Genomic DNA, 14,434 nt, shown 5'->3' with positions numbered 1-14,434 from the left:
CGTCGAGACTAATGACTAGTGCGTGCTGTGTCAGCTGCTTGGTTCAATGCTTATGCGCAGGAGTTTGATATTCTGTTGGTCAGACCTTTGAACTTTGAGCAGGCATAGTGCCAGCAGGGAGTCCGGGTACGTGGACTCCCTGCTGGAAATTCACGGCCAATCTTTTGTCCACGTATGTCCGCCATCTTTGGTTTCCCAAACCTGATCCGTTGCTGTGCCGCCGCGTCGTGGCCCCCAAACAATCCAACCAACACTTTTAGAGACAAAATCGAGTTGCGACGGAATGTAGTTCTGCAAAAGAGTTGAAAAAGGGGTTTGAGGCAGGGAAACTGGTGTCCACGAGTTTCCACCATTCGTCGTCTCGTATAAGGTTGGGAACGTCTTCGTCGTGGACAGAGGTATTGCAACACCGATACTCGTGGTGGGGAATGAGGCTAATCCCGCTTGACCGGGCATTGGGCCAACAAAGGACCATGACTTTCCGGCGTCACTGGTAGAATAAATTCCCCTATGTTCAACAACGTTGCCCTGTCCTTGAAAGTAAGCTTCCATAATACCGACGTTGGGATTTGTTGCTGAAAACTGCGGTAATGACAGTGATGCCTTGTCTCCTTGGTACTGTGATGGAGTTGGAACTTGATGTTCATTCCATGACTTTCCACCGTCAAACGTTTGATACAGTTGATAGTCACCTGTCGTTGAGTTGCTCGTAGACAGCCAACCCGTAGAAGAGGTAACAAATTGCAGGGAGCCACCTAACTGTACATTGCTCGGAGTATTCACCGTCTTCCATGATGTCCCACCATCATTTGAAACGGCTAGTTGTCCCGGCAGACTGTTCATGCCGTGTTCTGGCACAATATCAATGTATATTGTTGATGGCTTTACAATGCTGATTTCCGTTTCCTGTATCGGGGGTTGGTCGTTCCCTGAAACTCTCATAGAACTCCATGTTTGACCACCGTTGTTCGTATGGTAGAGCATTAAATATGTTTGAAATGTGTTGGTGGATTGTGAAACAGGTTGGATAGTGATCCACGCTGTATCTTCGTTGATGAAATCTACGCCGTTAGGCGTATCTGCACTCGTCCCATTAGGAGACACATTAAACCATGACTTTCCACCGTCTGTTGTGCGAACCACGGTGGCTCCCTTAGTTGAATAGACTACTCCCCAACCGACGTCGGTGTTAATCATGTGGATGTTGATCCAGTTGTTTTTGGTTAGCTCAACCAATTTTAGGCTAGGTTTTTTAGCTGTACTCTTGGTTGTAGGTGTGGTGGCCGAGGTCACTGGAAGAGTCTTTGTAGTGAAAGTGTTGTGATTGGACTGCGATATACCACATCCCGCTAAAACCATTGCGATTCCGATTGCTGTTAATGCGAAAGTTGGTCGTTTCATGTGTGCTGCCTCCAGTCGTCATGTACTTATGACGGTGCGGGAAGCTGCTGGGTTTCAAAATCAGGAGGAATTTTGTTGAGACATCAGTCAAGAAGCACCTCACTGTGTCGAAGCTTGTAACCAAATTGCAACAAGCTTCGTCCAATACAGGAAGTGTAAATCCACGAGGTGAATTCAGTGCCTAAAAATAAACGTCTTGGGATTAGCGTCAGCTTGCTTGCACTCACGATGATGGGTGTGACGGGCTGCACGACAGGTGGTCAACAACAAGCAGTGGGAAAAACACCTACAAATAAATCAGCCATAAACACAACAACCAGTTCAGCGACTTTGAACAGTACATCAAACCCGGTAACTGCAAAAACCAAATCCCAACCTGGCACCTCAAACGTGACGATTACTGTATCTTCAAGCAACCGCAAAAGCCCATCTCACTCAGGAGTTCATGACTCGTCTAAGACGCCATGGAATTCTGTTGTCGTTCAAAGCATGGCCAGTGTTATGAAGGATACTTTTGCTCCTCTAGTAGCCCCGATATACATTGGGCAATTGAACGACTCAAACTATCCCTACCTGACATCGCTCACAACTTCAACGACTGACGAGTACAGGGTGGCATTTCACATCACTTCAACACAGCTTGGCATTGATAGCCCTGCTATAAATCAGCCTCCAAATACTGGGCTTGCAGAATATGTAGGCGAGTACGGAGCAACTGAATTTTCTAACTCAAAACAGGCTTCAGGAGCTCTAGACCAGTTCACAATAAAAATCCCATCGTTGGCAGTGACGGAATCCACGAATCTCGGCTATGGTATTCAGGGTCGTTGGTTTCTTTACGCCAACACTTCCACGCTGCAATGGTATGAAGGGAAATGGATATGCCAAGTGGTAGGAAGTAGCAAGGAGCAGGAATTACAGGAGTCGAAAAAGATTGTTGCTTACTTAGACAAACATTTGCTTCCGGAAAGGCCGGGCGTTTTGTTGGTGATGGAAGCCGGGGATGGAAACCATACGGAAATACACTGGGCAATTGGCGATGTCATGTTTTCGGCGGCTAACTACCATCACGCAATGGACGCAATCAAAATGGCAATGTCCATGAGAATGTATCCGTCAGGACAATTGAAAGGTGCACAGTATTAATAGGCTTCGAGCAAGGGGAACTAGGCACCTTCGGAACAATAATTTTCACGAGGAGGAGGTTCAACATGCGAAAGCCTTATACATACGTTTTTGCCATAATCTCTTTGACGACGTTGACTGTCACAGGCTGCGCTAAACACAATGCGAAGAAAATTCCAGTAAAAACGCAACAGAACTCAACAAACTCAACTTCAACGACTAGCGCGCAGAATACAATCCTTTCGAACACGACGAATACGACGGCACTACCCACGACAACCGAGGCGGCCCCAATGGAGATCGACGCAATGCCCGGAGGAATGCTATCAACGCAATGGCCCTTAAAGGGTACGAACCCCACAAACGTTGGGACTGGCATGTTCGAAGCTGATTACACTTCATCTGGTCCAACGATTGGCGGCGTCCATTGGACTTGGCCCTCTTCTGATACAAATCCAAAGGACTATGTGATAGTCCCGACAACGGTTCAGGGAAAACCGTATCTTGTCTGGTGTCATCTGGCACCTCAAAAGAAGCTAGGTAAGCCTGAGAATGGGAGTGCTGGATACGGCCCGAATCAACTTCAACCAACTGGCCCATCACAAATGTGGATGACACCATGGAGCACAAAGGGCGGTTCATTGAGTAACGGCGCAACACTGATTACGGATGACATTCCTCCTGTGTTCAGTACAAGTGGGCAATACGTTTTCCCGGCCAATCCAAAGGACACAACCCCTCAATCACTGGCAAGTAGTGCATGGACCGGATGGTTTCAATGGGGACACGTAACTCACCCGTACACACTTCCAGCCCCACAATCGCCTGTGGAGCCGACAGTTGCTTGGCCAAACGGACTGAATCCAGCGTACAATGGCGTCATATTAGGGGTGCAAACACAGGTGTTGCAAGCAAATCAGGGTGGTGCAATCAACCTGTATTATATTGACCTTGCTAGTCATAAAATCGTCGGTCTGGCAAGTTTGACGAATGGAGGTGGCCGGTTTTCTTCCGCGCGTACCGTTTCTGGAATGGTGTTCACAGGTTCGGCAACAGACTTAACCTCAAATGGTCAAACGAAAGCAGCAGCATTCGTTTACAACGAAGTCACTGGTCAGCATACCCCAGTAGAGCCGTCTGTAGTGATGTCCCAGAACAACGGGTTCGGAGCTTGGGTGATTCATGGCAGTAAGATTTATGACGCGAACGACAAACTTCAAGCCGACTTGAACTTGCCTCCGTCAGTGACTTTGGAGCCTTCTGCAGCTACGTTCGGGGTGGCAGCTCCGTGAACCAAGGCGGGGCTGTGTGGGAAAGGGAGAATGAGCATTGGATGGACAGGACATCACCATTGAACAAGCATCTAAAATACTTAACGTGTCTGCACGAGACGTAGTTCAGGTCCTTGACGAGGGTCAGATACCGTATCACACGATTGGCTCGGAGCGTCAGATACGCATGAGCGACCTGATGGAATACAAGAAAGAGAGGGACGCGCAACGAAGAGATGCAATGGAGGAGTTGTATCGTGTCTCAGAAGCAGCGGGTCTGTATGCGATAGACAAGTTCCCTCCAAGAGAAGAGGAGTAGCTTCGGAAATACATGTAGAAATGGACACGTGAGAGGTGTACATTAGTGGTAGCCGTATCAACACGATATGGCTGGCAAGAAGTGGCACCCCTACGGGGCGCGGCTTGTTGATTCAAAACCGGGGTGATTGAACTCTCAGTCCATGACTGGGGGTTCAATCTTTTTTTATCGTAATCCCACTCTGCTTGTTTTGTACGCCAAGTATTAGGCAAGGTAGTATCCGCATCAAAACTCGATACCGAATGCACACAACTTTTTCACGGAACGTGACGTGTTTTTCAAAGTTTGGTATAGACTCTAAAAACCCTAAAGAGGGTGCATGGAATTACACAGCGGGGAGGACGGATAGTTCTTCAGCATATTTTTTGAAAAACTAACGACGGTTTTGTAAGCGTTTGGTCTAAACTCGAAAAGCTTCATCACCAAGTCATAACTCGACCATAGTAGCCAGAATGGAGGAAAAGGAAGTGCCAAGTTGTCTAACGCATGATTCGGTAAAGATTACAGGAGAAAACATCGATGAAGTGAGGAATTCAATCCATGCTTCCGATCAGCAGGAAGAAATCAAAATCGATGACGTGATTTCACATTGGGTAGTGCAGGATGAACGCGGGCAAGGACACGACTACACTGCATGGCACAACCAAGGTCGCATAGCCTGTGAACTTGGAGGCGATTCACTTTGGGCTGAATGGAAAGATGATCAGTACGAGAATGACTCTACAAGAATTCTGCTGGATTACGGTTGGTATGTGGATTTCGACGGCAAGATGTTTGACGAGAATGGAAACTCAAAACACGGAACCCAAGTATTGGATACTGGCTCTATGTAAGTCAGACAGATGACATGTAGAGGAATGATTCAGTGTAAGAATGCGATATTGTATCGGCTGGCAGGAGGTTACGAAAGTGAGTAAATGTGAAGAAATTACGATTGTCATCGACCCCGACACTTTCGATATGTGTAATGCGCACGTGGAAGTTGCTTTGGTGGGATTCGCAGGACGTCCAGATAAACATCCACGTTTTGATGCTGGCCAGCATCAAAGACTTGAGGCTAGATGTCGCCACTCAATTACGCTGGTTAGAACTTGGAATACACCCAGACGGTGAGGTGCAAGGTTGGGGTGTCAAGGAAGATGAGATTGTTTGGGTCGAAGAGGGCGCGTTCAGGTGGGACGAGGACTGGATGAACTATGTTCCTGTGGAGGTTTGAGTAACAATACATACACAACAAAGTTCGCGTTTCAACAGGTGATTCGTGGCCTACGAAGTTGTTATAGGAGATCAAACGATTTCCCCGATGAGGGCTAGTTCAAAAGCGTGTGAAGAGTTAGAATAAGGACAGCCGAATCGTGATGGGAACACGATACGGCTGACTCGGAAGTGGCACCGACACGGGGCGCGGCTGCTTTAAAAATTGGGGTGATTGAGTCGTCGGCTGGTGCTGACGACTCAATCTTTTTTATTGGATCTTAGGGTAAACATATGAGTAGTCCTAACGAATGCGAAACTGTACGGTTTCGTAAACTGCGTCCATGCCCAAAAATTAGCCGAACAGATGGATTATTTTTACTTATGCTGGATTGATCACAGAAACATAGGGTCACTTCGGTTAATCATTGAATAGGATTCACTCACGATGATTCGCCTTCCGTGTTGGCAATCGTCTTCAGTTTCTGTGTGTCGATTATTGCTATGCGCCCACGGCTGGAATGTATAACACCATCGTTCTGTAACTCACCAATTATGCGCGCTACGGATTCTCGATTAAGGGCCACCATTTCAGACATTTCTTGTTGAGTGATTTGCCATACAGGTGTCGAGTCGTGGTGGTCCTGTAAGTAGTCATACAATAAGTGAACGATTCGTAACCTTGCATCCATGAATGCTAGATACGTAATTTTACGTTTTGCTCGAACAAAACGTTCACCAACGGCGTCAAAGAGTCGTCTGAAAATTGTGGGGTACATACTAAGTAGCTGGTCAAGGTTTCTTGCACTGATTCTCCACACGGCTGCATCGGTTCGGGCGGTTGTTGTGACGTATCGGATGCGCTTCGAATGCAACACCTCAGCCTCACCGATAGTGTCGCCGGGGCGTTGGTAAGATAAGTGGAATGTTCGATGTCCTGACTCAAATGACTTGACGAGCAGTCCGCTTCGGACAATACACATCGAGTCTGCAATGTCACCTTGATAGTAAAGGACTTGGCCCTTGCTGATTTTTTGCGTAGTAAACGTCGAACGAACAAACTCTGTATCTAGGGACGAAATGCTTCGGAATAGCGGAGTATCGGTTACTTGTTCAAAGTTCATTTGAATCACCCTATTGAACCCGTTTTTGTTTCATTTTACTAAATTGTGATTTGTTAGAGGAATAATTTTGAAGAGACATACAAGTGATCCTTGAAGAACATTCGCCGGAGCCCGTCTTTTCAGCCGTGCTAGACATGAAGACGGAGGCACAGGGGGGACGTTAGGTGGATGCGAATGTGTTGCGTGGCTTCTGTCATCGTTCCCGCCAGTGGTCACGAGCAAACCGAGGTATGGAACTGTTTAATATGGCTGCGGATGACTTGCGGGAATTCGCAGAAACCGACTCTGGTTTTTTCGTATATCGAAAGAGACTTCCGACGAACGGTGTGATTCCACAGAACGCCACGGTGTACGCTCCGTGGGGAGTGTTTGCGAACCGGGAGGAACAACTACAAAGGCTCGTAAACAAGGCATTCGATTGGATTGATTTATTGAACCCTCTCATGGAGCGATGGATACTGTTCGAAGACATGCCCACCGTGATTCAGCAGGTGTGGTGCGGTTTTGGAGTGCTCGAAGTGGGCATTTGGCCGTTAGTCTCAAGGGAACAGATGATCGGGGCAATAGTAGTTGCGAGGACGAAGCCATCACATCGAGTGTCAGTCATGACAAAGACGGCACTGATGGATTCTTGTGCAGCGCAGATTTCATTGGCGTTGGATTTGATTCTAACTGGGAGAATCGCGGAGGAAGCCAGCCAGCGAGATTTACTCACCGGGTTGCTCAATCGTCGCGGACTTGAAGCAAAGCTGCCACAGTTGGTTCAGGAGTGCGAGAATTGTTTGGTGTTTGGTCTAATCGACTTGAATGATCTGAAGGAAGTCAACGACACACGCGGCCATCCTGTGGGTGACAACGCGCTGCGACAAGTTGCTGACATCATAAGTCGCAATGTTCGGGCGGGTGACATTGTGGCCCGGTTTGGTGGCGATGAATTCGTAGTGGTTCTGCAATCTGACAGGCCGGATGCAAATACTGCGATGGAACGAATTCGACAGGCTGTTGAAGAACAATCGGACGGACTTTCCGTGAGCGTTGGTGGAGCGGTTTGGGGTGCTGACGGGGCAACGCTGGAACGGTGCTACGAGGTTGCCGATGAACGGTTGTACGAGTGCAAGCGGTTAGCGAAGTTGGGAGTTACTCGTTAGATTGTTTGTTTCATTTTTTGTAAACGACTCATGCTTTTCTTGACCTGTTTCTAAGGTTCATAATAGCAGGAGGCCAGTTGGATCGTCTGATGGGTCACTCGGGAGGATAAGTGGAGTGGACAACAAAGATCGTAAAGAACATGAGAAGCGAATATTAAATCTCGCGAAACTACAAGACTCAATCGTTACGCACATGATCGATCAGGGGATCGACGAAACTACATTCGAGTGCCCATTGTGCGGTGCAGCGGCACATATTTACCTAGATAAGCGTTGGGGGTACTATTCATATTGCGAGACACCCGGCTGTTTCAAGTCTCGGCAATGATACTGCTGGCCATTCGGGGCGTTCGTTTGAAAAAAAGTGTGGTAGACGGACGCTCTTTCCGCTTTGCTAACTGGTCATCGATTGAGTCATATTTGTAATAATTCCAATGCTTCGTTTTGCTTTACACACTTCGGAAGGATACACACTCTTCCAGTTCTTCACACAGATTTGCCAAAACAACGACCATCAAACGAACTGCCCCCGTCCCTTATTCTGTACCCGGTTCACACCATCAAAGGGTATCCAAAAATACACGCAATTCGGCCTGTCTTAAAATGCGTACTGCTCCGCCGCCATCAACAAGATGAATCGTGTTCTCTGCCAATGGGGTAATCCGTATTGGGTTTCCGCGAATTAAATCAATTAGAATCTTGTTCTGACTCTCATTCGTTCCATTCGACCCATCCAAGAACTCTTCAATTAACTGGGCGGAACGAATCCATTGGCGAATATGTTTAAATTCATTCTCTGTAGCATTCCTTCCCGTTTCAGGCTGTTTTGCGCCGTAGAGCCGACAACCAAGCGCATTATCGTGAGCCTCGATTGGAATCGTAATCTGTGCCATTTGATGTCGCAAAACAACGGTTTTGATGATTGGGTAATTCGTGGGAGTAAGATATACAATGCGAACGATAAGCTCCAAGCCGACCTGAAGTTGCCTCCGTCAGTGACTTTGGAGCCTTCTGCAGCTACGTTCGGGGTGGTAGGTCAGTGAACCAAAACGGGGGCTGAATGAGAAAGGGGGAATGAGTGTTGGATGAACAGGACATTACCATTGAACAGGCTGCTGAAATTCTTAACGTGTCCCCACAATATGTAGTTCAGATTCTCGACGAGGGTCAGATAACGTATCGCACGAACGGTCCTCATCGCCGGATACGTTTGTCGGACTTACTGGATTACAAAACGAAGAGGGACGTCGCACGGAGAGTCGCAATGGAGGAACTGTATCGCATTTCGGAGGAAAATGGTCTGTACGAAATCAACGAATTCCCTAAGGAAGACTAGTTTCGAACAAATGTGAAGAGGTAAAGTAAGGATAGCCGTAGAGTGCTGGTAACACGATACGGCAGGTGACAAGAAGTGGCACCCATACGGGGGAGCGGCTTGTTAAATACGGGGTAGATTGAACTCTCAGTCTATGACTGGGGGTTCAGTCTTTTTTAATGTATAGACCATAATCGGTCTGTTGTCTGTCAATGACACCCAGACCCTTATCAGGTACATACTCAAGCAAGTCTGCGGGTTGAATGTCCAACGCCCGACAGACCCGATCTAGGATGTCGAGATCAATACGTCGTGAACCACTTTTCACAGTAGGGTTATTCGCGTTACACAAGGCATTAACAGCGTTGGGCCTGACGCCTGCTATCGCTGCAAATTGCCGCTGTGTCAAGTTTCGTTCCGCCAAAACTCGCGTGAGATGTATCTTAATCACTTACGACATCCCTCCTTCCTCATTGTATCACATATGCGTTACAAAATATCGCAAATACGATACAAAACACCTTGACCGTATCGCATATACGATATATTATATCGTATATGCGATACATTTTATGCGACGGATTGAAGATACAGGAGCTGACACAACGATGAGAGATGAGGGAGAACACATGACGTCAACAGTAGAATGTTTAGATGGGCGAGAGGGCATTATTGAGAGCGTCTTGACCAAGTCCAAATGCCCATGTTGTGGCCGGAAAATGGAAATGTCTATCTTCGTCAATCTTGATTCTGAGCGGCCATTGCAAATCTCTTGGGGCTGCTTGGAATGTACCAGCATGGAACAATCTGGTGGGCGACAAGACCTCAGTATGGCCGTCCCCGGCATATCCCGAGCACAGAAGCTGGACAGCATCCTCTACATAACTAAGTATCTAACTGACTATGCACAGAGTTCAAACAAGCTGTGTGCGCTGAATGATCTGTTACAGGTCGTTGCTGTTGAAGGGATACGGTTAAGTTATCTAGACCTTGCGTCCACGGGAACGTTGCTCGGAGTGTTTTTTCAGTCAGATGGCGTACCATACATCATGCTCGACCAAGGGCTCAAAGCAAGGCCAATGGAGCACGTAGAAGTCCTCGCTGAGGAGGTTGGACGCTATATTGCTCATAAAGCGACATCGATCAACAACGATGGTGATGCAGCTAATCAAGAGATTTTTGCCCTTAGATGGGCGGTGCACTATTTGTCCTCTGTCCCAGACATGATAGAGCGGGCAAGTTGAAGAATCGCACAATAGGGGACTGGTTCAAAAGTTCAGTGCGTGTCCTTGGGTATCGGCTATTGAAACGCCTGAATTAGATTCAACCTCACAGAAAATTGACGGGGTGAACAGTTGAAAGACGAGATACAAATTCATAATATTATGACTTCTCTTGCTCGGAAACGGCCCTGTTACAACTCTGAGGATGATCTTAAGCATGCCTTGGCTTGGGAAATTCACGGCGTGTATGACAACTTGCCTATAAGACTTGAGGTTCCGTTTGATCTTGGGGATAAGCGAGGATATGTAGACGAAACAGCGGGCCGTACATACATCGAAGTGAAGTATCCTACCATGACATCCGTTTTGAATCATCGTGATGAGACATACCACTTGCGCGACTGTTCGGCGAATCCGATGAGGTATCAGTTCTGGAAAGACGTAGAGCGTTTGGAGAGGCTCAAGGAACACATGAACATTCGCGGATTGGCGATTATGCTCACAAACTATCATCGGTTTTGGAGGCCGTCTCGATGGGGAAAACCAACTACTGACGAGGAATTTCGGATGGAGGACGGGTTGATTCGGCAAGGAACGCTACAGTATAGAAACTCGTCTTATGAACCCATTCATCTTCGAGGCGTGTACGAGTGCAAGTGGCATCCATATTCAAGTATCGGCGGAGTTGAGTTTCGATACTTGGTTGTGGAAGTGTAGTCGGTTCTCATACATGCAGCGAAATCAGGACGAAGTGCGTAAGCGGGTGCGTCAATCGAGAAAGCCGGGTACAAGGAGTTCGTTCCCGAAACAAAAACTGTTCTGATGGAGGTTGCGGCGAAGTGAGTATAGTTCTCGATGGTATTAAAGTCCAGCCATATGAGGTCAATGTCACCGTCAACGATGCACCGTATAAAGATAGATATTTTGCTGAACTTGCCGTACAAGTCCTTAATCGATGTGAAACGCATGGCCCTGAAAAAATCTACTTTGTAAACTTCATTTCTGGCACAGGTCGAATGAAAACCTCGTACCGAGTCATTGGAATGAAATACATTGCTCCGTGCCAACACGGTCACTGCAGATTGTTCAATTCGTACGGTAGTGCAATACAATCGCACGAAGATCGTCAGCAAGTTGCATTAGAGTGGTACGACCAATTAAACAGGGACAAGGCTTTCATAGAAAATCTGGATGATGAAAACAAGAATGCCGTCCTGAATATGCTAAAAGCTTACATAAGCCATGTTCAGAGTGAAAAAGCGTCACTATTTATCAACTACCTGCTGGACACTTCTGACCTCGCGATCCTAAAGGAGATTGGATTGGCGTTCATTCGGTTTCTCCGCTATACGGTGATGATAGATTGACTTCGCTTAGTGAACTGGTTCGGTACGGATTACTGGACGGTTCGGTGGAAGGAATTTTGTTGTGTTTTCGTGCACCATACAAGCGGACTTTCAGTTGAATGGTATATACTTCATCGACTTTGAAATTCGAGGAGGTTTTGTATGATGCGAGACGTTATTGAAAAGCGTAAAAATGGGTTTGGGGTTAGGGTAAACGTAGGGACTACACCTGAAGGCAAAAAGGTTTACAAGCAAGCAAGTGGTTTCTCTTCGTTCGAGCAAGCTCGTGAAGCATTATCACGAATGGTGCAATTGAGCAAGTAATATCCAGAACACCACACGGGGCCAAGTAATGGCCCCGTTGTCATTGATCATTCTTCTGTATCTAATATTCTTGTCGTTTTTAGTAACTGAACCTGTGACATCCTCATTTTCCACCCTCAAGTTTCCCACTCAAAACAAGCCTCTTTTGAATATCACAGCGGGTGTCGACAAGACTGGGCGAGGCCGTCGAACACTCGTCTGTGATTCACGAGTGAACCTGAACCGCTGTCCTCCAAATGGGTATCATTCTGGGTATCAAAGTCGAGAATGGGCATCATTTTGGGTATCAGAGACGATGGATTTAGATTCCACTGGTTGGATATGAATTGCCTAAAAATCCAATAGTGGCGCGGATTAGTTGGATGTGGATTCCGTTCGATGGTACCCGTTGGATAGCGGCTCAGCAAGCTTGAAAACCGCGCAGTTCGCAGGGGCTCCGTGGGTTCGAATCTAAACGCTTTGTCGGTGTAGTGGCAACAAAAGTGTGTTAAGTTGAATTGGACGTTAATCAATACAGAACTTGACTGAAAAATAGTGTTGTCCGCTAGGTGAAGATAGACGATGAGGTGTGTCTTATGAACGAGGACATCGAAGAAGTTATCCTAAATAACGGATATGTTCCTGTACGCGGTCGCGAACGGATTCGGAGGATCGCTTTAGAGTTGGAAATACCCACTAACATTCTTGAAACGTATCTTCTTGAACACATGGAATGTCGCAAGCTTGTTAGAGCGAACGGTCGGATTCATATGATGATCGATTTTGATGAAATACCTGAGGAGAGTATCCGACAATTCCCGAGCCTCACGTCATGGATTGCAATTCCGCACGCTATACTCCTAGATTATATGGACCTCAGAGACGTTGGACCTAAGATTCTTACCATGTTAGTCGGATCACCAGCCTCTTCTCCAAACGGGCGTATCGTGGAAGGAGAGGCTTCACAAAACGCATTCTTCTTTACCGTGAATGACATTACTCTTGTTGACCCCTTTTTCGAACTGAACGATTTTTTTATTGTTGCTGAAAACGGCACGCTTTACCAATGGAAGTTTGCTGAAACGATCACGTCTAGATTACAAGAGAATCGCTCCGCATTCAGTTCATCCTTCGTCGATTTAATTCCGTTTGAACGTAATGTTATTGAGTACCGGAGGCTAATCAATGATTCAGGAGCTGCGCCGCAGGATATTGAATCAGCATTTAATAGGGTAGCGGCAGAAAGAACGCAGATTCTGAACACATTGAGGACGGTGCACAGAACTCTAAAACTGTCACATGAGCAATCGGGCTCTCAGCAAGTCATTAACTCCCCACCACCAAGACTAGGGAGGTTTGACAGTCTTGAAGTATCTTCTGGAGCGTTCCGAATTAGAACCGACATGGCTCCAATTTACTTTAGTGCAGCCGTACAACATGTAGCACGAGCGGGACAGGTGACAACGAGCGGGGGCGTACCTGACGACTTGATATTTGAAACAATTCCAGCAGTAATACTAGCTTATCTATGTCTGGATTCTCATGTAAATGAATTGGGGTATCGTACTCAGGTTCCGGATTGGAAATCAGTCCTTGACAACGAAACACCTCTTGATTCCAAACTAGGACGGTTGTTTAGTTTTCACAGAGAGAAAAACCTTCTAAAAGCCAGACCTGACCTCAAGAGAACTCTTCAAGAATATACAGAACTTCGGAACAGTCTTATTCACTTTGAATATGAAGCTTGGAATGTATCGATTGTTGACTCACAACCCATTAGCGAACTATACACGAGAATAAACTTGCCAGCAGCCATTAGGTATGTGAATTTTGTCGCAAAGTTTGTCACTCTCATCAATGAAAATCTGGCTATCCCCGCACCGCGTTGGCTGTCAACGCAAACCGGGTGGCTTGAAAATGTAGACCTAGGGTTCCTTGGACAATAACTAGTGAGAAATCATGAGGAAGTGGCACCGTAATGAATCCCTAGTACCGATGTCTTCTCTGTGGAGTTCCCACGCAGTGGAGTTCCCACGCACGGAACTTGACTGGGCGAGGCCGTTACGTGCTGTGGGAATCTCCGTGGGAATCTCTTTGGGAACCTGAGCGGTTGGATGTGGATTCCGTTCGTTGGAGTTAGATTCCTTTAGAATCCTTTTGTGGCGCGGATTCTTTGGGTCTAAATTCCGTTCGATGGAGTCCGTTGGATGGGGGTATATAGGTCTGCAAAACCTCGATTCGCCAGTTCGAATCTGGCTGGCGCCTCCAAATTAGTTAGCTCTCAAATTAGTTAGCTCTGATGAAATCCGCGCTGTTGCGCGGATTTTTTCGATCTGGTTGGAGAACCCCCGAAGGATAAATGACTGTTTTGGTCATACACCACGTTTACAGTTTTTTTACGAAACCTCGAAGACATTCACACCCTGCTTTTATACACAGCTCACTAAAATTCAAGGTAGAAAGACAAACATGACATCAGGGGTGACTCGCCGTGGAGGGTACGGACACTCAATTCTATTTCGGGCATAGACCTGGCATGTTAGAGTCTCATGTAGTGGTGTAAATTCCAAGGCTGGATCTTGACGAGAAAGCCATCGAGTGCAATCTACTAAAGGTGACGAGCAAATAGTAGAGGAGGCACGTCGATGGCTTCTACAGACAAGAT

At 46.8% G+C, this 14,434-nt stretch carries 16 protein-coding genes; 12 read left to right on the top strand and 4 right to left on the bottom strand.

The features are described 5' to 3' along the window. Positions 1 to 150: 150 nt before the first annotated feature. The gene (locus AN477_RS13800; protein WP_157061970.1) at positions 151 to 1,401 is read right to left on the bottom strand and encodes a hypothetical protein; all 1,251 of its coding nucleotides are present in this window, start codon (positions 1,399 to 1,401) and stop codon (positions 151 to 153) included. A 177-nt stretch (positions 1,402 to 1,578) separates the two neighbouring features. On the opposite strand from AN477_RS13800, the gene AN477_RS13790 reads away from it, so the two are divergent. From AN477_RS13790 to AN477_RS13770, 5 genes are all read left to right on the top strand, one after another. Further along, positions 1,579 to 2,547, top strand: a complete 969-nt coding sequence (locus AN477_RS13790; protein WP_054969750.1) for a hypothetical protein — start codon at positions 1,579 to 1,581, stop codon at positions 2,545 to 2,547. Between the two features lie 65 nt (positions 2,548 to 2,612). Next, positions 2,613 to 3,818, top strand: coding sequence for a hypothetical protein (locus AN477_RS13785; protein WP_054969749.1), 1,206 nt, complete (start codon positions 2,613 to 2,615; stop codon positions 3,816 to 3,818). A gap of 37 nt (positions 3,819 to 3,855) precedes the next feature. Beyond that, complete coding sequence (locus AN477_RS13780; RefSeq protein ID WP_054969748.1) at positions 3,856 to 4,116, top strand: helix-turn-helix domain-containing protein; 261 nt, start codon at positions 3,856 to 3,858, stop codon at positions 4,114 to 4,116. Between the two features lie 467 nt (positions 4,117 to 4,583). Beyond that, complete coding sequence (locus tag AN477_RS13775; RefSeq protein WP_054969747.1) at positions 4,584 to 4,949, top strand: hypothetical protein; 366 nt, start codon at positions 4,584 to 4,586, stop codon at positions 4,947 to 4,949. Between the two features lie 86 nt (positions 4,950 to 5,035). Then, positions 5,036 to 5,332, top strand: coding sequence for a hypothetical protein (locus tag AN477_RS13770; RefSeq protein ID WP_054969746.1), 297 nt, complete (start codon positions 5,036 to 5,038; stop codon positions 5,330 to 5,332). Positions 5,333 to 5,753: 421 nt separating this feature from the next. Here the strand turns inward: AN477_RS13770 and AN477_RS13765 are convergent, their stop codons facing one another. Next, a complete protein-coding gene (locus tag AN477_RS13765) occupies positions 5,754 to 6,434 on the bottom strand; it encodes a Crp/Fnr family transcriptional regulator (protein ID WP_054969745.1) in 681 nt (226 codons plus the stop codon). Positions 6,435 to 6,598: 164 nt separating this feature from the next. On the opposite strand from AN477_RS13765, the gene AN477_RS13760 reads away from it, so the two are divergent. Next, on the top strand, positions 6,599 to 7,582 hold the full coding sequence (locus AN477_RS13760) for a GGDEF domain-containing protein (protein ID WP_054969744.1): 984 nt from the start codon (positions 6,599 to 6,601) through the stop codon (positions 7,580 to 7,582). Between the two features lie 560 nt (positions 7,583 to 8,142). Here the strand turns inward: AN477_RS13760 and AN477_RS13750 are convergent. Beyond that, positions 8,143 to 8,475 (bottom strand): hypothetical protein, encoded by a 333-nt coding sequence (locus AN477_RS13750; RefSeq protein ID WP_157061969.1) that lies wholly within the window; start codon positions 8,473 to 8,475, stop codon positions 8,143 to 8,145. 188 nt (positions 8,476 to 8,663) lie between these two features. Here AN477_RS13750 and AN477_RS13745 point away from each other — a divergent pair, with 188 nt between their 5' ends. Next, on the top strand, positions 8,664 to 8,918 hold the full coding sequence (locus tag AN477_RS13745) for a helix-turn-helix domain-containing protein (protein ID WP_054969741.1): 255 nt from the start codon (positions 8,664 to 8,666) through the stop codon (positions 8,916 to 8,918). 145 nt (positions 8,919 to 9,063) lie between these two features. Here the strand turns inward: AN477_RS13745 and AN477_RS13740 are convergent, their stop codons facing one another. Beyond that, positions 9,064 to 9,348, bottom strand: coding sequence for a helix-turn-helix domain-containing protein (locus AN477_RS13740; RefSeq protein ID WP_054969740.1), 285 nt, complete (start codon positions 9,346 to 9,348; stop codon positions 9,064 to 9,066). A gap of 346 nt (positions 9,349 to 9,694) precedes the next feature. Here AN477_RS13740 and AN477_RS13735 point away from each other — a divergent pair, with 346 nt between their 5' ends. The 5 genes from AN477_RS13735 to AN477_RS13720 all read left to right on the top strand — a co-directional run bounded on the left by AN477_RS13735 (position 9,695) and on the right by AN477_RS13720 (position 13,715). Continuing rightward, on the top strand, positions 9,695 to 10,141 hold the full coding sequence (locus AN477_RS13735) for a hypothetical protein (RefSeq protein WP_157061968.1): 447 nt from the start codon (positions 9,695 to 9,697) through the stop codon (positions 10,139 to 10,141). A gap of 111 nt (positions 10,142 to 10,252) precedes the next feature. Continuing rightward, the gene (locus tag AN477_RS13730; RefSeq protein WP_054969738.1) at positions 10,253 to 10,837 is read left to right on the top strand and encodes a hypothetical protein; all 585 of its coding nucleotides are present in this window, start codon (positions 10,253 to 10,255) and stop codon (positions 10,835 to 10,837) included. Between the two features lie 122 nt (positions 10,838 to 10,959). Beyond that, positions 10,960 to 11,487, top strand: coding sequence for a hypothetical protein (locus tag AN477_RS13725; protein ID WP_054969737.1), 528 nt, complete (start codon positions 10,960 to 10,962; stop codon positions 11,485 to 11,487). 141 nt (positions 11,488 to 11,628) lie between these two features. Beyond that, positions 11,629 to 11,790, top strand: coding sequence for a hypothetical protein (locus tag AN477_RS24550; protein ID WP_157061967.1), 162 nt, complete (start codon positions 11,629 to 11,631; stop codon positions 11,788 to 11,790). A gap of 575 nt (positions 11,791 to 12,365) precedes the next feature. Further along, a complete protein-coding gene (locus tag AN477_RS13720) occupies positions 12,366 to 13,715 on the top strand; it encodes a hypothetical protein (RefSeq protein WP_054969736.1) in 1,350 nt (449 codons plus the stop codon). Positions 13,716 to 14,434: the final 719 nt, after the last annotated feature.

Origin of the sequence: Paenalicyclobacillus ferrooxydans (assembly GCF_001399675.1) — a bacterium.
Lineage (GTDB): Bacteria > Bacillota > Bacilli > Alicyclobacillales > Alicyclobacillaceae > Alicyclobacillus_B > Alicyclobacillus_B ferrooxydans.
This window is presented reverse-complemented; position numbering and strand designations above follow the sequence as displayed.

Coding starts and splice junctions, on each gene's coding strand:
- AN477_RS13800 (WP_157061970.1), bottom strand. CDS start 1,401: ATGAAACGACCAACTTTCGCATTAACAGCAATCGGAATCGCAATGGTT.
- AN477_RS13785 (WP_054969749.1), top strand. CDS start 2,613: ATGCGAAAGCCTTATACATACGTTTTTGCCATAATCTCTTTGACGACG.
- AN477_RS13765 (WP_054969745.1), bottom strand. CDS start 6,434: ATGAACTTTGAACAAGTAACCGATACTCCGCTATTCCGAAGCATTTCG.
- AN477_RS13750 (WP_157061969.1), bottom strand. CDS start 8,475: ATGGCACAGATTACGATTCCAATCGAGGCTCACGATAATGCGCTTGGT.
- AN477_RS13735 (WP_157061968.1), top strand. CDS start 9,695: ATGGAACAATCTGGTGGGCGACAAGACCTCAGTATGGCCGTCCCCGGC.
- AN477_RS24550 (WP_157061967.1), top strand. CDS start 11,629: ATGATGCGAGACGTTATTGAAAAGCGTAAAAATGGGTTTGGGGTTAGG.
- AN477_RS13720 (WP_054969736.1), top strand. CDS start 12,366: ATGAACGAGGACATCGAAGAAGTTATCCTAAATAACGGATATGTTCCT.